This window comes from Amycolatopsis coloradensis (assembly GCF_001953865.1).
Lineage (GTDB): Bacteria > Actinomycetota > Actinomycetes > Mycobacteriales > Pseudonocardiaceae > Amycolatopsis > Amycolatopsis coloradensis.
In genome coordinates this window covers 49774-74833 of record NZ_MQUQ01000027.1, presented here as the reverse complement: position 1 = coordinate 74833, position 25060 = coordinate 49774, and the positions used below count along the sequence as shown (strand labels likewise).

Below are 25060 nucleotides of genomic sequence, written 5' to 3'. Positions count from 1 at the left end.
GACGAAAGTAGTTCGGGAGCGACGGAATGATCGAAGAAAGCAAGAGAGCCGGAACCCGGCAGTGGATCGGGCTGGCCGTCCTGGTTCTGCCCTGCGTGCTGGCGTCCATGGACCTGTCCGTCATGTTCGTCACGCTCCCCTCCCTGACCGCCGACCTCCAGCCGAGCAGCTCCGAACTGCTGTGGATCATGGATGTCTACGGCTTCCTGCTGGCCGGCCTGATGATCACGATGGGCACCCTCGGGGACCGCATCGGACGACGGCGAGTGCTCCTGACCGGCGCCGCGGCCTTCGGCCTCGCCTCGTTCCTGTCCGCTTACACGTCCAGCCCCGAGGTCCTGATCGCGGCCCGCGCCCTCATGGGAATAGCCGGAGCCACACTGGCTCCCTCGACCCTCGCCCTGATCCGGAACATGTTCCACGACGACCGGCAACGGGCCACCGCCGTCGGCGTCTGGACGGCAGGCTTCGCGGGTGGCGCCGTCGTCGGGCCCATCGTCGGCGGACTGCTGCTGGAGCACTTCTGGTGGGGCTCGGTCTTCCTGATCAACGTCCCCGTGATGATCCTGCTGCTGGTGCTGGGGCCGTTGCTGCTGCCCGAGTACCGTGCCCCTGAGCCGGGCCGCTTCGACCTGCTCGGAGCGCTGTTGTCCCTGGTCGCCATCCTCGCCGTGATCTACGGCATCAAAGTGACGGCAGAGCACGGTTTCGGCTGGATCCCAGCCATCACCATCTTCGCCGGCCTCACCGTGGGCGCGCTGTTCCTCCGTCGCCAGCGCACAACCGTCAGTCCGATGATCGACCTCGCGCTCTTCCGCACCCGCCGGTTCACCGTGCCACTGCTGATCAACGCCCTGAACACCTTCGCCATGATCGGCTTCTCACTGTTCAACTGGCAGTTCATGCAGCTCGTCCTCGGCATGAGCCCCTTCGAGTCCGCCTTGTGGTCACTGCCCACGTTCCTCGTGATGCCCGCCGGTATCGCACTGGCCACCGCGATGTCACACCGTATCGGCAAACCCAACGTGATGATCGCCGGACTTCTGGTGGCGACCGCCGGATATCTCGCACTGTCCCTGATCCGGACCGGCTCGGGCATCGGCTACCTTGTCGGTGCCCTGACGGTGGTCTCCCTGGGCATCGGCGGCGTCGCCGCCGTCGTCACCGAGGTGATCTTGTCCGCCGCGCCGCCGGAGCGGGCCGGCGCCGCCTCCGCACTGGCGGAGACTTCCGCGGAGTTCGGCGGCGCGCTGGGCATCGCGGTACTGGGCAGCATCGGCACCGCCGTCTACCGCTCGCAAATGACGTCCCGGGCCCCGGCCGGCCTCGACCCCGCAGAACTGGCCGCGGCCACGGAAACCCTGGGCGGAGCCGTCGACACCGCCCAGGCCCTTCAGCCCCGGACCGCGGAAGCACTGCGAAGCGTGGCCTTCGACGCCTTCACCCATGAGATGCGGATCGCCGCATTCGTCAGCGTCCTCGTGACAGCAGGCGGAGCCATCCTGATCACCACTATGCTCCGCGTTTCACGCGCCGCACGGCAACCACGGCCAGACGACGAATCCACCACTGTCGACTCGTGAGAGTTACCAGCACGGTTTTCGGCGCGGCAGGCCCGAACCACGGGTGCGCGGGCCTACCACGCGGACATGACCCGACCGGCCGAGGTTTCCGGCGGGACGGTACTGGCCTGGGCCGATCAAGCTCTCGGCCGGATCATTGGCCAGGCTGACCCGATTCCAGCCAGGGTCGTTCGGCGACCCTGGCTGGAATCGTGTGTGGCGGATCGTCGGCCGCTGGTCACATCAGCCTCTCCAATGCGGCGAACGGCGGTCAGAGGAACGACTCCCCCGATGCCTGACGCCCCAGGCGCCGGCACCGCGGCGGTCATCCGGCCCACACCTTCAAGGGCAGATCGCAGGGCATGTTCATGCCGCCCTCAACAGTGTGGCAACCCCACGTCATGGACCTTCACCAGGCGCGCCAAGGAATCCGGTCTTCTGCCGTCGACGGGTTCGATCGGCGACCGCCATGATCGAATCGTTCCGGGGACGAGTGCGGACCGAGTGGCCCGACCGCCGCCGACGCCACACCGCACTCGACTGCCCACACCGATCGAGTACGAACCCCCGACACCCCAGGATCACTCCAATAGCCTGAACTCCAGCAGCCCGACTCCGCCAAACAAGGTGAGGATCTCCGCCAAAGCCGAGGCGAGGGGTTCAGAGGATCGGCTCCTTGAGGAGGTTGCAGATGGTCGGCTTTCGTTGGTCAGTGGTACCGATGAAGGCGGCTTCGGAAACGCGGTCACCCACATCGGCGACGGCGGAGAGCGCGCCGGATATGCCGACCGTCTTCTTGGTCAAGCTCGGCACGACATAGCTTTCCGCTGAGGCGGCCCCTCGGCTGGCGTTGTACACGAGGATGCTCTGGTTGGAACAGAAGCCCGCACGGCGCATGTAGTCAATGGGTAGCTCGGCGCTCATCTCGATACAACCACGCCGCTCGACTTCCTGGATCTCCAGTCCGGCCAGCAGGTTCGACAGCAGTATGCGGGGCAGTTCGAGGCGACGGGCGAGTACATCATCAGACACGGAGTCGACCTGGCGGTGCTGGTGGCGGTTTTCCAGCACGATCTTCGCCTTGCTGTAGTCGTTGAGCACTTCCGTCTCCGGATAGAAACGGGCGTCGATCAGCGCGGGCTCGAATCGCCCCGCGATGTGCGATTCGTACTGCTCCTGGTTCAACGTGGTCCGTGCGATCAGACAGCAGACGTCGCCGACCTCGAGCAGGTGCGCCACCGAGCCGCGCACCTCCACCTCTTCGTTGTCGCCGGGCAGGATGAAGGTGGACATACGGTTCATCCAGTTGTCACCGCCGACCTTGGTGAGGACGACCTGCTCATACGGCGCGAAGTCCATCATCGCCATCATCGCGGGAGGGAGAATGATTCCTTCGGGAATGTCGGCTGTGGAATCCCGGACCGAAGAAGTGACCCGGATGTTGTGCAGGCAGGATCGCTTTACCGTGTAGCTTGACGTAGACAACGGCAGTGCTCCTTATCTGTTTATGGAACCTGGTGAGAATCGGAGTCTTTTCTCGCCGGATACCCCAGGAGAATGTGCCCGGCAATGATGAGGGCCGACACTCGCGCTGCTGCGGTGAAGTCGAAGAAGTGTCCGAAGTCCGCGACCGCGAACTTGCTGGTGAAATAGAGGCCTGGCACGGTGGACTGGAAGTGTCCGTCGAGTGTCGGGAGTCCGTCGCCCCGGCGGACGCCCGCCAGAGCGGTGCCCTGGTTGAGGAATTCGAGTCTGCGCAGATCCGGCCGATAGCCGGTGGCCAGCACCACCTGATCGACCACCAGCGACCGGCCGGTGTCGAGCTCGGCCAGCAATCTGCCGTCCTGACGTTCCCGACAGGAAGTGATCTGGCTGTTCGGCCACAGCTTGACCTCGGGCCGGTCGATCCTCGGCGCGAGCCAGGGCTCCAATTGGCTTCGGCCGATGCGCCACATGCGTTGGGTGATCTCCTCCTGTTCGTCGGTGGCGAGGTCGCGGTACCAGCACGGGTCGTCGATGAACCGGTCCAGCAGCGGGTTGACCCAGGACCAGTCCGCCGTGGCGAAACGCGGCGTGGGGTGGCGGTGTACGACGTGTACTTCAGTCGCGCCGTGCTCGGCCGCGAGCGCCGCCGACTCGAACGCGCTCTGCCGACCACCCACGATCAGGCAGGAACGGCCGTCGATGACGGCCAGGTCGGTGAAGTCCTGGCTGTGGGCGAACCGCCCGTCAGGCAGCATCCCCGCCCACTCCGGGGGAACATGCGCGCCGGCACCGAACCCGGTGGTCACCACGACCCGGTCGACGTTGACGACCTCGCCGTCGGACAGGGTCAACGCGAAATGTCCGCCCGCCGCGTCCAGACGTGTCACCTCGCGTTCGTCGGCCGATACCCGGCGGCGTCGCGCGATCCATTCCGCGTAGTCGAGATAGCATCTCAGTGGTATCGGATCCAGCTCGGCGGCACTGAGTCCGTTGACCTGCGCGTAGCGTTGCAGTGTGTCGGTCTCCTGAGGGTCCAGGTGCCAGTCGGGCCGGGAACGAAGAAACATGCCGGCCGGCATGTGCTCTCGCCAGAACGACATGAGGCGGCCGAACAGAATGTGCTCGATACCGAGGTGTTGACATTGGAGGGACAGGGCGAGGCCATACGGTCCCGCGCCGATGATGGCCACCGGGACCTTCTTTTGACGCACTGGTATCTCCTTGTGTCGTCGTGCTCCGTGCCGTCGGGGCGTTAAGAGAAGACGCTGCGCGCGGTCACCGCGGCGGAGATCACGATCACCAGCGTGGCGACCATCTCGGCGACAGGGATATTGCCGGGCAGGTCGTTCGCGGTGAGCGAGCCCAGCGCCGCGATGCCAAGTACCCCGCCGAGTTGCCTGCTGGCGTTGAGCAGACCCGAGGAGATCCCCACACTCCCGTCCGGAGCACTGGACAACACGAGCGCGGTCATGGAGGTGGTGATCAGGCCGGATCCGACGCCGAACACCAGCAAGGCCAGCGCGAGGACCGGATAGGGCAGCGCGCCCGCGATCACGAACCCCACGCAGCCGACCATGGTGCACAGTTGACCAACGAACAGCGGCCGCCAGCCACCTCGGTTCGCCGTCCAGGGACCGGCGATCCAGGTGGCCACCGGTGCGTGCATCAGGGTCAGCGGCAGGAACGCGAGCCCGGTCAGCAACGGTCCGTAACCCCGGTCGCCTTGCAGGGCCAGCGTGTAGACGAAAAGCGAGCCGTACATGGAGAAGTTGAACGCGGCGCCGGCGAGCAGACCGGAACGCAGGGGTGGCGAGGTGAGCACGGCTCTGGGAATCAAGGGCTTCGGTCGACCGCGTTCCCAAAGCAGGAAGAGCCCGGCGAAGACGACACCGGCGCCGAACGCGGCCAGCACCGGCGCCGCCCCCCAACCGATCCTGCCCGCTTCGATCAGGCCCGCCGTGATCGTGGTCAGGGCGAGCACAGCCAGCGCCTGGCCGAGCGGGTCCAGCGCGACCCGACGCCCGGACACCGGTCGCCGGTACACCGAAACCAGGAGCAGGGCGAGGATGCCGAACGGAATGTTGACCAGGAATATGCTCCGCCAGCCGATGGTCTGCACCAGCCCGCCGCCGACCACGGGACCGGCGGCGAAGGCGACCCCCGAGATCGCCGCCCACATGCCCAGCGCTCGCACCCTGGCCCTGGTGTCCGGGTAAAAGCTGTGGATGAGCGCCAGCGAGGTGGGGGCCAGCAGGGCGGCGCCGACACCCTGGCCGACCCGAGCGGCGATCAGCCAGCCGATGTCGGGAGCGAACCCGCACCCGATCGACGCGATCGTGAACACCACAAGACCCGCCTGAAAACCGCGTCGCGCGCCCCAGCGGTCACCGAGAACCCCGGTAGAGAGCAGCAGTGCGGCGAAGGCGAGCGTGTAGGCGTCCACGACCCACAACAGCTCGCTGGTGCTTGCCCCCAGTTGTGCACGCAGCGTCGGAACGGCCACGTTGAGCACATTGGCGTCCAGGATCACCAAGGCGAAACCAACGCAGATTCCGGCAAGGCCCCATCCCCGCCTCGCCGTGTTGGGCGATGCCGAACCCGGCGCGGCGTGAGCCGACACGTTGCCGGTTGGGCTCTCTTCCCAGGCGAAGGTCACGGGCCCATAGTGGCCCGGTGAAGCTTCCAGCCCGGTGGAAGTATGACGTTATGATGAAGTGATGGACACCATCGGTAGCCATGAGTCGACGGGTGACGTCGACATCGCCGCCATCGCGGCACTGTTCGGTGATCCGGCCCGTGCCCGCATCCTGCTGGCACTCGCGTCCGGCCAGGAGATGATCGCCTCAGCGCTCGCCGCGGAAGCCGGGCTGTCGGCGCAGGCCACCAGCGCGCACCTGCGCAAACTCCTCGACGCCGGGCTGATCATGGTCATCCGACGCAGCCGCTACCGGTGTTACCGCATCGCCCGAGCGGAAGTGGCGAGCGCGTTGGAAAGCTTGGCCCGCTTGGCGCCGTCCCATCCCGTGCGCTCGTTACGGCAAAGCAGGCATGGCCGTGCCCTGCGATTCGCCAGGATCTGTTACAACCATCTGGCCGGCCAACTCGCCATCGCGATCGGCGACGCGCTCATCAGGCAGGAAGCCATCATCAAGGTCCCCACACCCGACGAGCGGGATGTCGAGGAGACCTGGATATGGGGTCCCAACGCGCCACAGGTCCTGAACAAGGTGGGCATTCGAGCCTGCCTCACCGACGCCCACGCGGCCGGCAGCGTGCCGGTACGCACCTGTTACGACTGGAGCGCGCGCCGCCAACACCTGGCGGGTTCGCTCGGCGCGAGCCTGCTGACCGCGATGCTGGACCGCGGCTGGCTCACGAAAATTCCAGGCCAACGCGCCGTCCACCTCACCGACGATGGCTGGCACGCGCTGGAGACGAACTTGTTCACGGATGCCTGTCCGCCCCTCCCGTGTGCACAAGGACGGTGAGTCCCACCCCAGTGGGTCACAGGGCCTTTTATCGGCTGGATCACCGTGCACAGCAACGGCCGCACAGTCGGATAGCGCTTGACCAGCTCCGCCCGCCACGCCGCATCGGCGCCCTCATCCGCGGTGCCCGTCAGCGCCACGATGTCCAGCAGCGCCTGGGAAATCTGCTCGCGCGGCACCACCGCCATAGCGGTGGCGGCACTGGCCACCACAGGCGGAAAACAGATCGCGCCTGACAAGATCGACGTCAGGGGCGGAGCAGAGGTCCGGATTGCTTTGCCGGGCGAGACGAGTCCGCGCGAATTCGGATCTGGGTCGGCCGCGGTTCGGCGAAGTGGAGTGAACGCATCCCAGGATTATCGGAAGCCCTTCCCGGGTAGTAGAGGGCCATGAAAGCCGACACGTCCAAGGACGTCGACAACCGGTCGCCCTTCACGTGGAGGGCGGCGACAACGTCGTTGATGGCTGTCATGATGGTGGTAGCGGGCATCAGCATCCTCGCCTCCAGTGGCCAGGGAATCGGGTGGTTCTTCCTGGCGCTCGGACTGATCACTGCTTTGGTAGCCGCCTGGTTCCTCCAGCTCGCCCGGAAGTCCCGCCACCCGCGGGGCTGAGCTCGAGAAAGCCTTGACCGTCGAGACCGGCCAGCGGGCGTGCGCCGTGGCGAACACGATCCGGACCGACGGAACGACCGTGGCCGCGCGACCACTGCTCAGTGACCATTTCACCTGTGCTCACAGCAAAGACACTGTTCACTCCTCGAAACAGGCGTTCGGTATCCACCTCCATCATGGTGAGATCAAGAGTGGCCTGCCTCGTGGGCGATGATCGCCAGCTGGATCCGGTTGGCGAGGCCGAGCCGGGTCAGCGCGCTGGAGATCGTCGCCTTGATGCTGGACCGGGAAAGATGGAGTCGCTCGGCGATCTCCACATTGCTCAAGCCCTCGGCGACGGCGCGCGCGACTTCCCGTTCCCGTTCGGACAACAGGTCCATTCGGGCCCGCGCGGAACCGGCGTCCGGTCCTTTCCGCGCCGCCATCGCGATCACGCTCCGCGTGACGTCCGGCGACAGCACCGGTTCGCCCGCCGCCGCACGCCGGACCGCGTCGACGATCTGCTCCGGTGGCGTGTGTTTGAGCAGAAATCCCGCCGCGCCGGCACGCAGCGCGGCGAGCACGGTCTCGTCGGCGTCGAACGTCGTCAGCATGACCACGGCGGGTGCGGGCTCCCCCGTGCGGCGGCCGAGCGCCGCGGTGGCGGCGATCCCGTCGAGCACCGGCATCCGCACGTCCATCAGGACGACGTCCGGGCGCAGCCGGGTGACGGTGTCCGCCACGTCGGCGCCGTCCGCCGCCTCGCCGGTGACTTCGACATCCGCCGCACCGCCGAGCATGAGTTTCAGGCCGCTGCGCACGAGAGGGTCGTCGTCGACCACGAGCACCTTGATCACGACGCGCACGGTATCCGGGCTCGCATGCGGAACTCCCCTTCGTCGATCTCTCTGGTCAGTTCCCCGCCGTGCAGCGCGACCCGTTCGGCGAGGCCGATCAGGCCCGCTCCCGCGCCGGGGATCTCGCTCGTAGTGACGCCGATCGGTGCGGCGTTGGCCACCTCGACCAGCACCTCGCCCGCCACGCGGCCGCTCACCAGCACGTCGACGGTGGCGCCGGGAGCGTGTTTGCGGGCGTTCGTCAGTCCTTCTTGGACGATCCGGTAGATCGTGCGCTGCACCTGTGGCCGCAGGTTTCCGAGCCCGTCGGCGAGATTGGCACGCACCTGTTGCCCGCTGAGGCGGGCTTCGTTGACGAGCATCGGCAACCGGTCGACCGTCGGCTGTGGCGCGTCACGTCCGTCCTCGCCGTCGGGTTGCTGACGGAGCAGGTCGAGGACTTCCCGCAACTCGTCCAGCGCCTGATGGGCGTTGGACCGCACGACCGCCACCACGTCCCGGACCTCCGCCGCCGAAGGTTCCGGCGCAGCGCCGGACTCCGCCTGCGCCGTGCGGTACTCGAGGGCACCCGCGTGCACCGCGAGCAGCGAGATCCGATGCGCGAGGACGTCGTGCATCTCGCGCGCGATGCGCTGGCGTTCGGCGCGACGACTGTCCTCGAGTTCGCGGATGTGCCCGCGCCGCTCGGCCTCCGCGCGCATCCGCAGCGCGTGCACGACCTGACGGCGGGCGCGGACCCCGATCCCGGCCGTCACCACGAGCGCGGCCCCCAGCCCCAGGCTGATCAGCCAGGGCAACGGCTGATCTGCCGCCCCGGGGAAGAACGCATGGATGTAGGGGACGCTGATCAGCACCGCCAGCGCCGTGATCGGGATCGCCGGTTTCCAGCCACGGTGCAACGCGAGCGAGAAGAGCAGGAGGATCATCGCCGCGGCCGCCGTGTTCGCCACCGCCCCGGCCGTCGCCGCGAGCAGTCCGATCGCCACCGGGAACCGTCGTCGCCACCAGATCGCCAGGCAGACGGCGGCCCCCGCGACCGCGTCGGCGACCCGCGCCCAGGTGGGCAGGCCGAGAACGTCGGGGAGCACGAAGTACTCGAACTCGAGGCACCAGGCGAGCGCCGCGATCGCGAACATCGTGATGTCCGAGGCCCAGTCCCGGGGCGTGCGCGCGCCGGAGGGCTCACCCGGCTCGTCCGCGCGGGCGAGCTCGCGGGGCAGCATCCACCGGTCCACCGTCACGGCCATCCTCGCAGTGTAGGGAGGACGGACAGGACAAGTGGCCATGATCTTCGCGGCCACCCGGCCAGAGGACCTGTCCCCGAGACCGAAGCGCCGCGTGGGGGGCACCGGCCATCGTGAGTCCATGCTGACCGAAACGGCGCCCGCGCTGCGGCTCGACGGGCTGACGAAGACGTACTCCGGGAAAGCCGCCGCCGACCACGTGAGCCTCACCGTGCCGGCGGGCTCTCTCACCGGGCTCGTCGGTCCGAACGGCGCGGGCAAGACCACCTCGCTCGCGATGACCGTCGGGCTGCTTCGGCCGGACTCCGGGACCGCCGTCGTCCACGGCGTCGACGTCTGGTCCGCACCGGCCGAGGCCAAGACCATGCTCGGGGTACTGCCGGACGGGCTCGCCCTGCCTGAGCGGTTGACCGGTGGCGAACTGCTCACGTACTGGGCACTGCTGCGAGGGATGGACGCGGCGGTCGTGCGGTCACGGGCGACCGAACTGATGCGGATCCTCGAACTGGACGACGCCGAGGAACGCGGGCTGCTCGTGATCGAGTATTCGACCGGGATGCGCAAGAAGATCGGCCTGGCCACGGCGTTGCTGCACGCGCCCAAAGTGCTCGTACTCGACGAACCCTTCGAGGCCGTCGACCCGGTTTCGGCGCGGGTCCTGCGGGCGATGCTGCTGCGGTTCGTCGCGGCGGGCGGTTCGGTGGTCATCTCGTCGCATGTGATGTCGCTGGTCGAGAACCTGTGCGACCGGGTGGCCGTCATCGCGGACGGCCGCGTCGTGGCGAGCGGCCCGCTTTCCGAGGTGCGTGGGGAGGCGACGCTCGAGGACGCCTTCGTCCGGCTCGTCGGCGAGCGCGGTGTCGGGGAGGAGGAGCTGCTGTGGTTGGCGACCTGATCCGGCTGAAGCTCACGATCCAGCGGCACACCCCCAGCTGGAAACGGCTGCTCGGGCTGGTCGCCGGGATCGCGGCGGCCGCCGGCACCTTCGTGATCGGGTTCGTCGCCGCGCCCGTGGCCCGCGCCGATGTCCTGCTGCTCGCCCTCGCGTTCTGGGTCGCGGGATGGATGGTAGGCCCGGTTCTCACCTCCGGGGCCGCGATGCTCCGTCCGGAGTACTTCACCCTGCTGCCGTTGCCCCGGCGACGGCTCGGGGCGGGACTGCTCGCGTCGGCGTTCGTCGGAGTCGGTGGTGCGGTGACGGCGATCGCGGCGCTGGCGTTGATCCCGTACGCCCTTGCCACGGCGACCGATGCCACCGCGATCGCTTCGGCCGTCACGGCCCTCGTCGGCGCGGTACTCCTGGTCGTGTTCGTGGTCGCGCTCTCCCGGACGGTCTACGCGTTGCTCGGCGCGGCGATGCGGACCCATCTCGGCGTGGAACTCGCGGCCGTCCAATACGGTCTGCTGCTGTCGTCGATGGTGGCGGGATGGGTCGTGGTGCGCCCGGCGCTGAACTCGGTCCCGGTGTTCCTGCGCGAAGGCTTCGGTTCCGTCCCGGCGCGCGGGGCACTGGAGTGGACGCCGATCGGCTTGCCCGTGCGGGCCATCGACGCGATGGCGGCCGGGCAGCCGCTGCCCGCGCTGGGCTCGATCCTCCTGCTCGCCGCCGTCACCGCGGCCGTGACCCTCGCCGCGATCGCACTGCTGACACCGCACGTCGGCGATCGCACCGTGCGCCGTCGCCGCCGCCCCTGGGGCAGCCGGGCGCTGACCCGGGCCAGACTGCTGCCGACGAGCCCGCTCGGCGCCGTCGTCGGCAAGGAACTTCGCACCTGGTGGCGGGATCCGTGGCGGAGCCTGGAGATCCGGTCGGCAATGTGGTTCGGTGTGTTCATCGCGGTGTACGGCGCGATCGCGGGTCTGCCCGAGATCGCCGGGCTGGCCGGTGTCGCCGTCGCGTTGACGGTCGCGCTCAGCGGCGCGAACCTCTACGGCCAGGACGGCACCGCGCTCTGGCAACTCGTGGTGGCCGAGAGCCGGGACGCGGTACGCGCCGACATTCGTGGCCGCCAGCTCGCCATCACCGTCCTGTTCGGACTCTCCGGGATCATCCTGTCACTGGCGATGATGACCGTGACCGGGATCTTCGACTACGCCGTCCCGATCCTCGCGGTGCTGATCGCCCTGCTCGGTGTCGGCTGCGGCACCGCCGTGGCGATGTCGGTGCTCGGCGCGACGCCCGGGGTCGATCCGCACAAGCGGGTCAACGCCACCGACGCCGGGGAGAACACCGCCGGGATCTTCGCGGCGTTCCAGATCCAGCTGTGGGCAACGGCGCCGACATCGGCGATGGCCGCGGCACTGACGTTCGCCGGGGACTCGCTCCCCGGCTGGTTCCCCGCGGCGACCTTCGCGGTGGCACTCGTCAACGCCATCGCCGGCGCCTGCCTGGGTGGCGCCATCGCGACACGAAGGCTGGCGACGCGGCTGCCCGAGACGTTCGCCAAACTTCGGCAAAGCTGACAAAGTCTGATCTGTCCGTGCATCGACCGGTGGCAGGGTGAACATCGTCTGAAGGTCGTGATGGCAGGTGTGATCGCTTGTCTGGGGTCGAGCGAGCACAGCGCTGCCGGCTCGAACCGGGCTGGCGTTCGCGGTCGACCCGCTGGGTGAGGTGTCGCCGGGGGTGGGTCATGTGGTGAACGCCGGAGTGCTCGACCTGCCCGCGTCGGCATGGCATCGCTCCAGAGAACTGTTCGCGGAAAGGAACGACCGGATGCTGACCGTGCGCGGCATTTCCTATCTCGTCGGCGAAACTCCAGTGGACCTGGTCCGTCGCGACCTGACCGCGATCCGGGACGACCTGCACTGCACCGCGGTGATGTCCATCGGCGCCGACGTCGACCAGCTGATCGCGGTCGCCGGCCAAGCGCTCGAGCTCGGCCTGGACGTGTACATCCGGCCCAACGCGACGGAGCTGCGGCCTCCTGAGCTACTCGCGCATCTGACAAGGACCGCGGCGTCCGCGGAACAGCTGCGGCTCCGCCATCCGGGAAAAGTAACCCTGCTGGTCGGCAGCGAGTTCTCGCACACCTCCCGGGGCATCGTTCCCGGCCCCCGCTCCTATCTGCGCTTGCGGCTCATTCTGCGAGCACACACTCTGCTCCGGCGCCGCATCAACCGCCGGCTCGACGCCCTACTCGCGAAAGCGGCGGAAGCCGCCCGCGACGTATTCCACGGGCCGCTCACCTACGCCGCGGCCGGCTGGGAAACGGTGGACTGGTCCCGATTCGACCTGGCCGGGGTCAGCCTCTACCGGTCCGGGACCGACCACACGAGCTACGAACGGCGGGTCCGCGCGCTGGTCAGCGAATCGGCCAAACCGGTGGTGATCACCGAATTCGGCTGCGGCGCCTTCACCGGGGCGGACGTCCGCGGGCCCGGCTCCTTCCACATCGTCAACTGGTACGCCAGCCCGCCGCGGATCATGGACGCACATCCGCGCGACGAGGACATCCAGGCCCGCTATCTCGCCGAGCTGATCGACCTTTATGACCAGACAGACGTGCACGGCGCCTTCGTCTTCACTTTCAGCATGCCCGATTTCGCTTATCACGACGATCCGGCGCTCGACTTGGACCGAGCCGGATTCGGCATCGTCACAGCGAAAGCCGACCACTCGGCGCAATGGCGGCCGAAAGCGGCGTTCCACGCCGTCGCCCATCGCTACGGCGGCAGATAGGCCAACTCTGAACGTCGGCGGCAAGAGGGCTGTCCAGCCTCGACGTGAGCTACGGGAAGACGGAACTGTTGCTCATGCGGTTGTCCGCGGTCGCCGGTAAGCGGCTTCACGGCAGGCGGTGACCGGGGTGAAGAGGACGGCGAGGGTTCGCACGGTGATCGCGATGGGCAGAGGGGCTGACATGGAGGACTCCTTCGATGAACGTGTCACCGGTGGAGGAGGCTGCCTCCGTCGTCGCTCGGTGCTCAACGGGGCGATTCGGGCGTCAGCGGGTTTTGAGCGCTTTCCCGAGCGAGGCCAGCGCTGGTCCCGCGGCGGCCAGCTTGTCTCGTTCGTCCGGAGAAAGATTCTCCAGCGCGACGGCGAGTAGCTCGGCCCAGGAGCTCTCGATCCGTGCCATGCCGTGCTGTGCGTTCATCGTCGGAAGCAGTCGTACCGACCTTCGGTCGTCCGGATCGGGCTCGCGTTCCACGAGCTCGCGGGCGACCAGGTTCCGCACCACGACGCTGGCGTTGCTCGTCTGCAATCCCAGCTCACGCGCCATCGTGCTCAGAGGAGTGCCCGGTGTGTCCAGCACGTAGCGCAGCACTTCCAGTTCCGATGGCGGGAGCTGGTACAGCCCCGCCTCGGTGACTCCTCGCAGCCGTAGTGCACGGGACAACCCGTACAGGCCGGGTACCAGGCCTCTCGCCTGCTTGAGTCGCGCGGCGTTGTCATCGGTCACGGCACCAGTGTACCGTTAGTTATAGTTATATAAATATAGCTAACTGGGAGACCCTGGATGCCCTCTGTCAAACCCGCCGGCGCGCTCATCGCGGTGCTGGCCTTGTTGTCCTTCGTGCTGCCGATGGCCACCGACCTGTACCTGTCGGCGTTCCCGCGGATGGCCGAGGACCTCGGCACCGATGCCTCTGGCGTGCAGCTCACACTCACCGCGTTCTTGATCGGACTGGCGGCCGGGCAACTCGTCCTCGGCCCGTTGTCCGACCGGTACGGACGCCGAGGTCTCCTGCTCGCCGGAACCGCCCTGTGCGCGGCGAGCACGGCCCTTTGCGCTCTCGCTCCGACGCTGGAGTGGTTGGTGGCACTGCGTTTCGTCACCGGTTTCGCCGGCGCGGCGGGGGTGGTGCTCGGTCGCGCCGTTATCTCCGACATCGCCACCGGCGCCGCCGCGGCCCGCCTGTTCGGCATCCTGATGGCCCTCGGCGGCATCGCGCCGATCGTCGCGCCACTGGCAGGCGGAGCGGTTTTCGAGGGATTCGGCTGGCGCGCCGTCTTCTGGCTGCTGGCCGCGGTGGTGCTGTCGATGTTCGCCGCGGCATTCTTCCTGATACCGGAAACCCTGCCGCGAGAACGACGCCACGCCAAAGGATTCACGACTACGGTGCGCGCGGCGGCCGGAGTGCTGGGCAACCGGGTCTACCTCGGTCACACCCTTGTCTTCGTCTTCGCGTCCGGAGCGCTGTTCTCCTATATCTCCGCCTCGCCCTTCCTTTATCAGAAGATGCTCGGCATGAGTGTCCAGGAGTACTCCGTCATCTTCGCCGCGGGAGCGCTGATCGCCACCCTGTCCAGCGCTGCCAGCGCCAAACTGGTCGGCCGTGTCCCTCCGTCGGTGCTCCTGCGGATCGGATTGGTGGCCATGTCGGGCTCCACGGCGGTGTCCTTGCTGATCGCGACCATCGGGAAATTGACCCCGGTCAGCGCGTTGTCGCTGCTGGCGATCACCGGTGCCGGCCTCGGCCTGGTATTCGGCAACGCCACCGCACTGGCGATCGAAGCGGTCCCCGAATCCGCCGGGACCGCGTCGGCACTGCTAGGAACACTCCAAAGTGGACTCGGCGCACTCGCCGCGCCCCTGGTCGGACTCGGCGGCCAGCACACCGCGATTCCCCTCTACCTGGCCATGACGGCGTGTTCGGTCGCGGCCCTGCTGTGCGGGTCGTTCCTGGTGGGAAAGAAGGCGAAGCGACCACAACCCGCGCGTTTCAAGCCCGCCCCTTGACGTGGCACTCGCTCGGACGCCGCAGAGCGGCGACTGGGCCCGATAACCGAAGTTCCGGCAGGCTGCTCGTGGGTCCGGACCACCGAAGTCGGTCACCCGGTCCCAGATCCAGACAGCTCGTGCCGAGCGGCAGTACCACCGAGGCCAGGTCAGTGACATCATGCCTTGAATCTCGTTCGCGGCACCCTCTCCAGCACCGTATCTTGCGGCGATGTTCGCGCCGGAGGCCGGGCTCGGACCACGGCACTGCTCCGAGCCCGGCTGGGCTTGGCGCCGGAGTCGGTTGCATTTCCGCTACGCACCTGTTCTGCGGCTGCACGGCACGGACGACCTGCTTCACCTGGAAGAATCAGTGCCCGATAGCTCCTGTGACATGGGCGAGTACGGCGAAGGCAAAGCCCGGCCCGCTCAGGCACCAAGCCTTCTCGCGAGGTACGTCGGCTCCCGACTTCGCGACATCCGTCGGCGGGGTCCTCCTCAGCTTCGACGCCGCACCGCACCACCACATCGAGATAGTGGCCATCACCGGCCGCCCATGGGGCCCGCCGGTGCGCCCGTCATCGGACTCGGATCATTGATCACCAAGCGGGTGTTCGGCCTTGCCGTTGTCCCGGTCATTCAAGGTCAATCCCTGCTTGCGGCCTTTCTTCGACTGATGTTCGTATTCAGGAGCCTGACACCTCGAGAGTCGACGTTCAGCTCGGCACAGACGCTTGCATCGAGGCAGGACACTGCGCGCGGGCCGGTGAGCGCGTGCGGTGTCCGACCCTGCTGCGCCCGAAGCTGTCGGTATGGGCCAAATGACCGAGAAGAGTTGTACCACCCTGGTCGCGGCGTGGCTGCCCGCTAAGGTTGGTTCACCGGGGTGGAACTCCGGACGTGATCCACGCGCAGGGGAGGGCCAGTGGATTGGCGGGGGGAAACACGCCGTCGTGCGGCGGATAATGTGACAGGTCGGCAGTCTCAGGGTGCTCAGTTATTCACAGCTCCCCGTGGGGTTATGCCGTACTACCTGACGCTAGAGCTCATGGCACTCGTGCTACCGCTGGTGCTGCCGGGACGGGCGACGACCGGAAAGGACTGGGCGTGGTTCGGTGTGCTGCTGCTGGCCGCCGTGCTTCAAGCGGAGATGTCAGCGCAGGTAGAGCGGATGCGACGGTTCTTCGCCACCAATCCGCATATCAACATGGTCTCGATATGGACCCTGGCGGCGGCGCTGACGATATCACCCATCCTTGCCTGCCTGCTGGTCATTCCGATCTACGCACACCTGTGGCTGCGGGTCTTGCGCATGGTGCCAGGCGTGCGTCTTTATCGGGTGATATGTTCGGCGGCCACCGCGGTTATCACCGTCCTTGCCGCTTGGGCCGCGCCGGACTTACTCGGTTTCCGCGATGAACCACCAGGCTTGGTCGCGATTGTGCTCGGCGGACTGACCTACTTCGTTGTCAACACACTGCTGGTCATGATCGGCTTCAAGCTGCATGACTCTCGACGCGGATTTGTGTCCTTCATCGGCTCATGGGCCGACAACGTGCTCGACATCGTCACGCTGTGCCTCGGCGGAACCACGGCTGTGTTGCTGGTCGTGCACCCCAGCCTGGTCTCCCTCACGCTGTTGCCGGCAGTGCTGTTGCCTCGAGGCGAACTCGGGCGCCAACTGGAGATACTGGCCGACCGGGACCACAAGACCGGCTTGCTCACCATCGCCGAATGGAGCAAGCGGGCAGACGCCGAGCTGAGCAGGGCACGACGGACGAACGACCCGTGCGGCATCCTGATGATCGATATCGATCACTTCAAACGAGTCAACGACACCTACGGCCATCTGGCCGGCGACGCCGTGCTGCGCGCGGTTGCGGACGCCGTCCAGCACGAGGTGCGCATCTACGACTCGGTCGGCCGCTTCGGCGGCGAGGAATTCGTCGTTTTGCTGCCTGGTATAGGGCAAGGGCACTCGATCGCCATCGCGGAACGGATCCGGGAAGCTGTCATGAAGCTCGCCGTGGTGACGTTGACAAATGACGGCGAAACGACGATCAAGGGGGTGTCGGTGTCCCTCGGCGTCGCGGTCTATCCCATTGCCGGCAGTGCGCTGGACCAAGTGCTCGGGGCGGCGGACAAGGCCGTGTACCGGGCGAAGCACCTCGGCCGAAACCAGGTGTGTATCGACGGCTTCACGTCCTCGTGAAGCGTCGGGCATGGCTTGTTCTCGCGACGCGGTTCACAGCGGTCGGTCATTGCGCCTGGCCGGGCGGGCGTCACTGCCGTATTCAACGTGTCGTCGTGGGCGCTGTGGGCAAGAGGAGTGCGCGATCGCATGCCATACTCTTTCCAGGTTCAAGAGAAGATTTCGAAAGCAGAAGATCGATGATCCTCGGCATCGTCGTCAATTTGGTGTCGCCCTTGCCGCATTGCTGGTGGCGCCGTAGCGATCACTGTCGCGCTGTCGACGAAGAAGTAGCCGTCTTCACTCCGGGCGTCACCTGCGAAATACGTGTAGTGAACACCAACACAGGCCCAGCTTGAGCGAGGGGTCAACGCACGACGGGTTGGCCGGTCCAGCGGGCGCGGTCCGCGTGGACGGTGAGGCCGCGGTAGACGCCGAGTACGCCGTCCGGTCCCAGCGGGGCGGCGCCGGAGGCCGACGTGGCGTCGATGAAGAGATCGGCCTGCAAGCCGTCGAGGTCCGAGACGGACAGCCGGTCGGAATACTGCGGCGCCCCGAGGTGGTTTTTGCTGAGGGTGTCATGGCGGGCCGGATGGCCGTCGACGGTGGTGTTGGGCGCGCGGACGTCGGTGCCGGGGTGGACGGACACGCTCAGGGTCGGTCCGTGCTGGGCGGGGCGAAAACTCAGGTCGAGGGTGGCGTGCCACGGCCCACCGGGGCCGCCTTCCTCGACCTCGCCTGCCACCGGTCGGAATTCGGCGGGCAGGCCGGTGAGCTGGAACGGGAAGCGCAGTCGTTCGGTGCCGTCGATACGCAGTGCCCCGGCGATGCGGTGGGCGGTCTCGCGCGGATCGCCACTGAGCCGGGAGGTGGCTAGCTCGGCCCAGCCGCCGCGGGCGTAGCGCCACTTCAGGATGAGCGTCTCGGAGTCGCCGGGTATCTCCACCCAATACGCCGGGGCGCCGTTGACGGCTGGGGCGCCGGTCACCGGCCCGTAGGGCACCATTCGCGTGTACTCTCCGGGAAGCCGCGTCTCGATCGGCCGGTCGGTCATGGGGACGACGCCTGCGGCGTAAAGGCGCACCTCGACGTGCGCCGCGGGGAGGGCGGCGCCCGCACCGTTGGCCGGGTCCGGAACGAACTTCGACGCTTTCACCGTCAGCCGCTCGCCGTTGATCGACGTGGTGTGCCAGTCCAGCGTGTCCTGCTCGGGTAACCAACCGAACGAGGCGTACCGCACCAGCGGATCGAACCGCGGGGGCGCGCTGGGCGCAGGGCGGCCGCGGGGGCAGAACCGGCGGGCGGCGGCGAGCGGTCGATGACGGCGTGGGTGAGGCCGGTGGCCAGCCCCACGACGAGGACCGACGCCGCGACCGAGGTCACCGTGCGGACCCGACGCCCGCGCCGAGCCGTGGCCACCGCGCCCACGACGTCGACTCGGGACGGCGGGGCGGGGGCGTGGGCCAGATCGTCCAGAAGGGTGCGCACATCCTGCTCGTTCATCACTTGCTCCTCCGCGGCCGGCGAGACCGGTGACGGGGTGTCGGCCAGCACGCGCCGCAGCGCGTCCAGGCCTCGTGCGGTTTGGCTTTTCACGGTTCCCGGAGCGCAGCCCAGAACGTCGGCGACCTGCTCCACGCTCAGGTCGCAGTAGAACCGCAACACGAGGGTGGCCCGCTGCCGCGGCGGCACAGTGGCCAGAGCAGTCCGCACCGCGACTCGCCCGGCGTGATCCGGCTCCCCGCCGGGAGATTCCGGCGGCTCGGCCATCAGCCGGACCCTCGACCCCCATCGGCGCCGCTCGCCGAGGAACGAGCGCACCAGGATCGTGCGCGTGTAGCCGTCCAGGTTCTCCATCTGCGACACTCGTTTCCAGTGCCGGTACAGCTGTGTGAACGCCGTCTGCACCACGTCGTCGACCCGGTGCCAGTCCTGTGTCAGCAGGTAGGCCGTTTGGCGCAGCCAGGGCAGCCGTGTCGTCGCGTAGTCGACGTAGTCACGCTCTCGCTCGCGCACGGCCTCTCCTGTCCTCGGCAACTCCCACCCCCTAATGCGCCAGCCGACCACAAGGTTGCACGTCGGTTCGAATAGTTCGGACATGTACCGCCGGTTCGTGCCCCCTGACGGTGCGAAATCCAGCTAGGTAGCCACGCTCGGTCCCGAACCGCAGGGGCAGGGTGTGGAGTTCCGGCGGGATGAGGAGTGCATGGTGAGCGGTCCGTCCGCCGTTCGTCGGCGTGCGTAGGAACGACATCTGCGCATCTGGTGGCGCGCACGCTCCTGGGGAACCAGTCCTTGCTGGTCCCCAGGCGGCTTACTCGACTCGATCACCTCGACAGCTTTGACCAGTACCGCCCGAACGCCACAGCCCGCGACGCTCGGCTCGTCAGGGTCATGGATCGGCGGACCCGGTCAGGTGGGCGTGGGTGAGGTCTCCCCGGTTCAGCTGCGCAGGATGCCGGCACGTGCGACTTCACCGTATTCTCGCCGACGTGGAGATGCCTCGTGCACGGCAGGCGAACCGGAACAGGCCGACGAGGCATGGTGGCGTTTCGATCCGTGAGGCCGAAATTCTGCTCGACTCGAACCATCGCCGGCGACCGTGGCCGGACAATGTACTACGAATCGGGCTCCGGCCCGCTCCGGCGAACAGGCAGGCGGTAGCGTCGAGATGATCCGCAGTTCTGTGACGATGACGTTGCCCACCCTTCCTGCGCTCGTCTACGAAGTGGTGTGGGAACGGCTCGGCCTCGGACCTATGCCGTCGCCTCTCGTGGTGCGTCGCCACGGCCGCGATGACGAGGAACGACGGGAGTCTCGTGCTCGTGCACACCGATGGCTGGCATCCCACAGTCTCGGAGACGCGGACATCATCGACGACGACCTGCACCAAGCGTTGCAGGCGATGGACGCCCGCGACCTCATGCTGTCGTTGCGCTATAGCGACTCCGCCGGACGGGTGGCGATCGGCTGTTTTCCTCAGCCCACCGGCCGGGCACTGCGCGTGATCATGCGGGACGACACTGTGGAACTGGGCTGGATGAACGCGACGAGGATGGCGGAAGGCATGCTGGAGGTGCTGCCCGCCACCCAGCCGGGCTGCGGGCGCCCCCTCCGCGTTGGCGAGCTCGCCCTGATCCGGTCTGGCCGGGAGTGGCGGCGATCGGGGCTGCTCAGCGACGGGAAGCGATCGTTGATGGAGCACGGGGTGGACGCCAACAGCGCGGAGTGGTTCCTGCGTGTTCTGTCGAGAGCGACAGCGACCGGACAGGCGAATGCGGCGCGATCGGGAGTCACCGGGAAAGAACGAACAGTCAGCCGCCCCCTGTCCCTTGTGGACAGCTTCGATGGCCGGTACATCATCATACCGAGCTACGGATCCGTCACGCTCATGCCTGCCGACGGTGCCACGGTGACGGCCAGGATCAGAGGTCTCGCGCACGAGGACTTCATCGAGAGCCGGCCTGCACGCGATACAGGTGCGTTCAGCCACCTATGGTGATCTGTGGTGCGTGGCTTCCGCGCACGGCGGCGGCGCCTTTAGCTGGCGGGAGATGGCGCCGGACACGCTGGCATTCGACCGCGACCCGGACTTCACCCGCATCGTGAATCTCGGCAATGAGCCAGCACTTCTGCCTGCTCAGCACCGCATCCTGCTGTCCAGCGGCCCATGCGACGGCAGCTTACTGTCACCAGACACCGCAGCCTGGCTCCAGGGCCAATAGGCAACCCCTTCCACACCCCCGCGACCTGACGGCAGGTACCGGTCGAGGTCAAAGAAACCGCCACGACCGGATGGGTCACCCCTGCCCAGCCGACGCAGATCCGACGCGATCGGACACCCGGGCATCGTCGGCCGGGCGTCCGCGGGCGGATTCCGGCGAGTTGGTGCCCCGGCAGCGTCCGGGGTCGGTGCGGGACTTCACCGGCCGGGCCGAGCACTTGGCCGCACTCGACGCGCTGATCCCGCCCGACCTCGGTTTCCGGGCAGATCGGCGTGCCGGTCGCGGGCATCCAAGGCCACTGGCCCCACAAAGTGGCGACCATCTCACCGGCCACCGCGTTGTCGATGTCGTCCGGAGCACGCCCCGGGCCGAGCCGCTCCCTATCTCCCGATAGGCGCTCCCAACCAGCGGTTTCAGCGGCGCGGTCAGGGGGTAGACCCGGGGCACGGTTACTCAAGCAGAGAGATCTTGTAGCACGGCAAGTGAGGAGAAGGTGATGGCGCGAAGCCCGAATTCGATGGGGCAATCGGTGAGCACCAGCGTGAGTGGCGTACGCGAACTCGCGGCAGAGGCGGGAAAGGCTGGGGCATTAGCCGCCGCCGAGGTTGCGGGTATCGCCGAGCGGAAGCTTTCCGAAGGAGTTGACGAAGTCACTTCGACTACCCGCCGGGCTCGTAAAAAGTTTGCCAAACACACCCGGAATACCCGCAGGGAAATCCGGGACAACTCGGCCGCTGTACGTGAAGAGACACTCACGAGAATTGCCGGGCTGCACGAGCCTGGGCGCAGGGCGAGGAATGCGGTAGTGCTCGCCGCGAAATCTTCCCGCGAGCCTGGACGGCGAGGTCAGAGGCGACGAGCCGCCGCGAAGGCGAACCTGAGCGAAGCGCTGGCCGAGGCCAAGAGTGTGGCGCGAGGCGAAGGGCTGCCGAGGTCCCGTCCCCGCTGGCCATGGATCGTGGCGTTCGGAGCAGCGGCCGTAGGTACAGCCTACCTTCTTCGGATGAAAAAGAAGCCGCTCGCATTGGAGCTCCAGGAGGAACCGGACGCGATAAAGACAGCCGATGCGCCCCCGACATCGTCCGTACCCCTCGAGAACGGGCACATGACGGGAACGAAGCCGAACAACTGACAGAAGCCGGCGTTTTCGGAGATCTTTCGAAGACGTCCCCCTCGTCAATGACGCCACGTTGCTGTCCGAGTCCACCACTACTGCGGGCGCGCTACCCATACCGGGGAGAACGCTCACCGGCCTGATGAACCAGGTCACGGCCGACGAGCCCAGCGCGCCCGCAGACGGTTCCACGCCCCATCGCCGCTCGACGGACCCCGCTCGCGGTTACTCCGACCGGCGGTTTCAGGGCCCGTTGCCGCAGGTCTCCTGCCCCGTCGAGGATGAAGTCAGGCCCACCGGCAGCGGCGGCGGAGCCGTAGCGGGTGATCTTCGGGGGTTCGCCGTTCTCCTGGGCCGTCCGGGTCGTGATGCGGTTGGTGACGTCACGGCTGCAAGTGACCGGTGGCTCGGACGTGGTGGTGAGTACGTGTCGGCGGATGGAGTCGCAGCGGAGGGTATCGGTGCCGGCCTTGGTCGCGTTGTCGTAGCGGTAGAGATTGGACCGCAGGAGCGCTGTTGAGGCCTGCCGGTGAACGCGATGCAGTGGTGTTCGACCCCGCCTTCGGGTTCGGCCCACAGCTCCGTCAGGGGCATAGCCGTAGGTGAGGTCGCGCCAAGTTGGCGGTGATCATGTTCGTGGCACGGTGCACGGCGCTGCCCAAGGGGGCGAGCCGTCCGGCGTCGATCACTGCGACACCGAGGGCGGCGACCAGCTCCCCACCCGGCGAGTAGATGGGCGCGCCCGCGCAGGATGCCCAGCCCGCGGCCTCGTAGTCAAAGGCGGCGCCGCGATCAGTAGCCCGTGAGATCAGGGTCCGCCACTCCGCATCGGTGCAGCAGTCCGGTGCAGGGCCCTTCGGAAGGTGCGCGGCACAGGTGTGGTCCAGTGCAGTTCGAGCTGGGCGGTGAGATCGAATTCGTAGTAGTCGATCCGGATTCGCCGGGCGGCGCCCGGTGCGGGGTTGCGGATGACTCCCGTGCGCCACGCGGGCGTGGTGTTGCGCCAGTCACGGCGCAACAGGAACACGAACCGCACCCCATTCATCACGACAGCGAACGCCGTCGAAGCAAACTCGCCCTCGGCCTGTCGGGAATCGGGCGTGATCGAGCGGATGACCCGCCCGACCGAGCCGTTTGATCGTCGCGACCATACGTCGTCGTTACATCACCGCTTGAGGTGAACCTCACTCTTGCCAAGCGCCGACAGGTCCCGTAAAGACAGTGGTCACAGCATATTCGGAGGTTGAATCGGGCAAACCACTCAACCCGGTACAACCTCTCCGGACTGCGTATTCCCCCATTCCCGGCAGGAGATCCGTGAACCAGCACGTCCTCGCTCGTCCCGCGGCCTCGGACGAGCTTCCACATTCCGCGCACCGTCGTCCATGGCGACGCTCCGGGCCGGTTTTGCTGTGGATTTTCGCGTTCATCCCCTTCGGGCTGGCCCTGTTCACCGCCGCACGAGCGCCGAGAATGCACGTATTGCTCGATTACTGGCACGTATTGGCCAAAATCACCGACGACAAGGGCGATCTGCTGTTCGGTCAGGTATTCACTTATCACCTCGACCAGCCTTTCGTCCTGCCGTCGCTGCTGTTCTGGGCGGACGCGGCGTGGTTCGGCGGGGACAACCGGATCTTGACCGTGCTCACGGTGCTGCTGGTGGCGGGGATCGTGGCCCTGCTCCACTCGATGATTCCGAATTCTCTTTCCACCATAACGAAAGCCGTCGTCCTGACGGGCTTCTCGTGGTTACTTTTCAGCTCCCACGCCGCGGAACTGTGGTTGCAGGGCACCAACGGGATCAGCTGGGTTCCCGCGGTCTTCTTCTGCGTGCTCGCGATCGCCTGTGCCCACCGTGGACTCGGCTGGGCGGCCGGGGCCGCGGCGGCACTGGGCTGTCTCAGTTTCGGTGTGGCACTGCCGATCTGGTTCGTCCTGGCGCTGATCGCCTGGCTGCGCAAAGACTCCCGGCCGCGCGTCCTGATCCCCGGCGTGATCGGCATTCTCGTTGTCGTGGCCTGGTTTCTGGCCAAGCCGTCCGGCCAGCATTCGCTGGCCACGTCGGCGTTCGACCCCGACGGCAGGCTGTCCGTCCTCGCCGCGGCACTCGGCGGGCTGTGGTCGGCCGACGCCGCCGCCGTCGCGGTGATCGCCGGCGGGCTCACCATCGCCGCACTGGCCTACTTTGTCCGTGAAGCGAGTCCTCGAGTCGCCGGCTGGATCGCGCTCGCCACCTATGCCGCCCTGCTCGCGGGCATGCTGGCCATGGGCCGGACGACCGACCAGGTGCCCGGCGGCAACGTCGGACTGATCAGCCGGTACGTCGTCATCGGCGCGCTCGCCACCTGTGCGCTACTGGCCTTGGTGGCCATCAACCGTCCACAATGGCCTCTACGGCAACTGCTGATCGTCACCGTGACCGTCGCACTGGTCACGCACGCCATCGGCGGCGCCAAAGCAGAACGCGTCCGGCACGACTACGGTCCTCTCAACCTCGCCGCCATCGCCCTGCGCGTCGACGCGCCCAACGTCCTCGACGCCCTGCACATCCAGCGCGCCGCCGCCCCCGCGGCCCGCTCGCTCGGCGCCTATCCCTTCAACGACACCTTCACCCTCGGCTGCGGAGGCGCCGAACTCGGCAGCCGTCTGCCCACAGCGGCGCCTCTCCCTCTCGCCACGGAGACCGGCGACACACGCGGCGAAGTGGGCACCGCGCTGACCGGGGACACCCTTCTCAGCGGATGGGCCATCATCGGCGGTACCCGAGCCGACTGCGTCCTCGTCGTCGACCAGAACGACGTCGTCCTCGGCGGCGGCATCGTCGGACTCCCGGCGTCAATGGCCAAGACGAACACCCCGGCACCCGAAGGGGCGGCTTGGCAGGCGGTCGCACCACCCGGAGCGGCGATCGGCGGGGTGATCGCCGTCGAAGCGGGCAAGTTCCACAAGGTCTCGACTCTGCCGGGCCGGTAGGCGCTTGATCGCCGAGATCCCCGCCCAGATCGATCCTTGCTCCCAAGAGGACGAAGTCGATCTGCCCGTTCGCGATCATCGCGGGCGACGCACGGCTGGTGAGGGATCTCGTCGCGACGTGGCTCCCAGGTGGTCGACCGGACACCCTGCAGCAGCGGA

At 67.4% G+C, this 25060-nt stretch carries 21 protein-coding genes; 12 read left to right on the top strand and 9 right to left on the bottom strand.

From position 1 onward, the window contains the following. Positions 1–26 precede the first annotated feature (26 nt). Entirely contained in the window at positions 27–1583 is a 1557-nt protein-coding gene (locus BS329_RS37100; protein WP_076167674.1) for an MFS transporter, read from the top strand. Between the two features lie 639 nt (positions 1584–2222). On the opposite strand, the gene BS329_RS37095 is transcribed toward BS329_RS37100, so the two are convergent. Genes BS329_RS37095 through BS329_RS37085 form a run of 3 tightly spaced genes read right to left on the bottom strand, consistent with a single transcriptional unit; the run spans position 2223 to position 5703 of the window. Continuing rightward, entirely contained in the window at positions 2223–3047 is an 825-nt protein-coding gene (locus BS329_RS37095) for an aspartate 1-decarboxylase (protein WP_158075870.1), read from the bottom strand. A 20-nt stretch (positions 3048–3067) separates the two neighbouring features. Next, a complete protein-coding gene (locus BS329_RS37090; protein WP_076167670.1) occupies positions 3068–4258 on the bottom strand; it encodes an NAD(P)-binding domain-containing protein in 1191 nt (396 codons plus the stop codon). Positions 4259–4299: 41 nt separating this feature from the next. Further along, a complete protein-coding gene (locus tag BS329_RS37085; RefSeq protein ID WP_158075869.1) occupies positions 4300–5703 on the bottom strand; it encodes an MFS transporter in 1404 nt (467 codons plus the stop codon). Between the two features lie 61 nt (positions 5704–5764). Between BS329_RS37085 and BS329_RS37080 the strand changes: the two genes are divergently transcribed. After that, positions 5765–6535, top strand: coding sequence for an ArsR/SmtB family transcription factor (locus tag BS329_RS37080; RefSeq protein WP_076167669.1), 771 nt, complete (start codon positions 5765–5767; stop codon positions 6533–6535). Between the two features lie 389 nt (positions 6536–6924). Then, on the top strand, positions 6925–7149 hold the full coding sequence (locus BS329_RS37075) for a hypothetical protein (RefSeq protein ID WP_076167667.1): 225 nt from the start codon (positions 6925–6927) through the stop codon (positions 7147–7149). 185 nt (positions 7150–7334) lie between these two features. Here the strand turns inward: BS329_RS37075 and BS329_RS37070 are convergent, their stop codons facing one another. Next, on the bottom strand, positions 7335–7985 hold the full coding sequence (locus tag BS329_RS37070) for a response regulator (protein WP_084750713.1): 651 nt from the start codon (positions 7983–7985) through the stop codon (positions 7335–7337). Next, on the bottom strand, positions 7982–9232 hold the full coding sequence (locus tag BS329_RS37065; RefSeq protein WP_143253365.1) for a sensor histidine kinase: 1251 nt from the start codon (positions 9230–9232) through the stop codon (positions 7982–7984). The genes BS329_RS37070 and BS329_RS37065 overlap by 4 nt, the downstream gene beginning before the upstream one ends. Positions 9233–9350: 118 nt before the next feature. Between BS329_RS37065 and BS329_RS37060 the strand changes: the two genes are divergently transcribed. From BS329_RS37060 to BS329_RS37050, 3 genes are all read left to right on the top strand, one after another. Further along, a complete protein-coding gene (locus BS329_RS37060) occupies positions 9351–10124 on the top strand; it encodes an ABC transporter ATP-binding protein (protein WP_208619349.1) in 774 nt (257 codons plus the stop codon). Continuing rightward, positions 10109–11692, top strand: coding sequence for a hypothetical protein (locus BS329_RS37055; protein ID WP_076167664.1), 1584 nt, complete (start codon positions 10109–10111; stop codon positions 11690–11692). The genes BS329_RS37060 and BS329_RS37055 overlap by 16 nt, the downstream gene beginning before the upstream one ends. 163 nt (positions 11693–11855) lie before the next feature. Continuing rightward, positions 11856–12911 carry a hypothetical protein gene (locus tag BS329_RS37050; RefSeq protein ID WP_208619348.1) on the top strand — a complete coding sequence of 352 codons (1056 nt, stop codon included), beginning with the start codon at positions 11856–11858 and terminating at the stop codon, positions 12909–12911. A gap of 265 nt (positions 12912–13176) precedes the next feature. Here the strand turns inward: BS329_RS37050 and BS329_RS37045 are convergent, their stop codons facing one another. Then, positions 13177–13635: a MarR family winged helix-turn-helix transcriptional regulator gene (locus BS329_RS37045; protein WP_084750697.1), complete on the bottom strand. Its 459-nt coding sequence runs from the start codon at positions 13633–13635 to the stop codon at positions 13177–13179. Positions 13636–13692: 57 nt separating this feature from the next. Between BS329_RS37045 and BS329_RS37040 the strand changes: the two genes are divergently transcribed. Continuing rightward, the gene (locus BS329_RS37040) at positions 13693–14916 is read left to right on the top strand and encodes a multidrug effflux MFS transporter (RefSeq protein ID WP_076167663.1); all 1224 of its coding nucleotides are present in this window, start codon (positions 13693–13695) and stop codon (positions 14914–14916) included. 1027 nt (positions 14917–15943) lie between these two features. Next, positions 15944–17107 carry a GGDEF domain-containing protein gene (locus tag BS329_RS37035; protein WP_158075868.1) on the top strand — a complete coding sequence of 388 codons (1164 nt, stop codon included), beginning with the start codon at positions 15944–15946 and terminating at the stop codon, positions 17105–17107. Positions 17108–17453: 346 nt separating this feature from the next. Here BS329_RS37035 and BS329_RS37030 read toward each other — a convergent pair whose 3' ends face one another. Together BS329_RS37030 and BS329_RS43070 are read right to left on the bottom strand one after the other, a co-directional pair. Next, positions 17454–18326, bottom strand: coding sequence for a hypothetical protein (locus tag BS329_RS37030; protein WP_076167661.1), 873 nt, complete (start codon positions 18324–18326; stop codon positions 17454–17456). Next, a complete protein-coding gene (locus BS329_RS43070) occupies positions 18245–19102 on the bottom strand; it encodes a SigE family RNA polymerase sigma factor (RefSeq protein ID WP_076167660.1) in 858 nt (285 codons plus the stop codon). Before BS329_RS43070 ends, BS329_RS37030 begins: the two co-directional genes overlap by 82 nt. Before the next feature lie 676 nt (positions 19103–19778). Between BS329_RS43070 and BS329_RS37020 the strand changes: the two genes are divergently transcribed. The 3 genes from BS329_RS37020 (at position 19779) to BS329_RS43060 (ending at position 21943) form a co-directional block, all read left to right on the top strand. Beyond that, entirely contained in the window at positions 19779–20588 is an 810-nt protein-coding gene (locus BS329_RS37020) for an ESX secretion-associated protein EspG (RefSeq protein WP_244197444.1), read from the top strand. Positions 20589–20598: 10 nt separating this feature from the next. Continuing rightward, positions 20599–20811, top strand: a complete 213-nt coding sequence (locus BS329_RS43065; RefSeq protein WP_143253363.1) for a hypothetical protein — start codon at positions 20599–20601, stop codon at positions 20809–20811. A gap of 496 nt (positions 20812–21307) precedes the next feature. Then, a complete protein-coding gene (locus BS329_RS43060; protein WP_143253362.1) occupies positions 21308–21943 on the top strand; it encodes a hypothetical protein in 636 nt (211 codons plus the stop codon). Positions 21944–22733: 790 nt separating this feature from the next. Here BS329_RS43060 and BS329_RS37015 read toward each other — a convergent pair. Further along, complete coding sequence (locus BS329_RS37015) at positions 22734–22970, bottom strand: hypothetical protein (RefSeq protein WP_143253361.1); 237 nt, start codon at positions 22968–22970, stop codon at positions 22734–22736. 272 nt (positions 22971–23242) lie between these two features. Here BS329_RS37015 and BS329_RS37010 point away from each other — a divergent pair, with 272 nt between their 5' ends. Beyond that, positions 23243–24901, top strand: coding sequence for a DUF2079 domain-containing protein (locus BS329_RS37010; protein ID WP_076167655.1), 1659 nt, complete (start codon positions 23243–23245; stop codon positions 24899–24901). The last annotated feature ends 159 nt before the right edge of the window (positions 24902–25060 follow it).

What these genes read in the sequence shown, in the direction of transcription:
- BS329_RS37080 (WP_076167669.1), top strand. Translation starts at nt 5,765, where the DNA reads ATGGACACCATCGGTAGCCATGAGTCGACGGGTGACGTCGACATCGCC.
- BS329_RS37040 (WP_076167663.1), top strand. Translation starts at nt 13,693, where the DNA reads ATGCCCTCTGTCAAACCCGCCGGCGCGCTCATCGCGGTGCTGGCCTTG.
- BS329_RS37075 (WP_076167667.1), top strand. Translation starts at nt 6,925, where the DNA reads ATGAAAGCCGACACGTCCAAGGACGTCGACAACCGGTCGCCCTTCACG.
- BS329_RS37065 (WP_143253365.1), bottom strand. Translation starts at nt 9,232, where the DNA reads ATGGCCGTGACGGTGGACCGGTGGATGCTGCCCCGCGAGCTCGCCCGC.
- BS329_RS43060 (WP_143253362.1), top strand. Translation starts at nt 21,308, where the DNA reads ATGGCGCGAAGCCCGAATTCGATGGGGCAATCGGTGAGCACCAGCGTG.
- BS329_RS37035 (WP_158075868.1), top strand. Translation starts at nt 15,944, where the DNA reads ATGGCACTCGTGCTACCGCTGGTGCTGCCGGGACGGGCGACGACCGGA.
- BS329_RS37100 (WP_076167674.1), top strand. Translation starts at nt 27, where the DNA reads ATGATCGAAGAAAGCAAGAGAGCCGGAACCCGGCAGTGGATCGGGCTG.
- BS329_RS37060 (WP_208619349.1), top strand. Translation starts at nt 9,351, where the DNA reads ATGCTGACCGAAACGGCGCCCGCGCTGCGGCTCGACGGGCTGACGAAG.
- BS329_RS37020 (WP_244197444.1), top strand. Translation starts at nt 19,779, where the DNA reads ATGACGTTGCCCACCCTTCCTGCGCTCGTCTACGAAGTGGTGTGGGAA.
- BS329_RS37015 (WP_143253361.1), bottom strand. Translation starts at nt 22,970, where the DNA reads ATGAATGGGGTGCGGTTCGTGTTCCTGTTGCGCCGTGACTGGCGCAAC.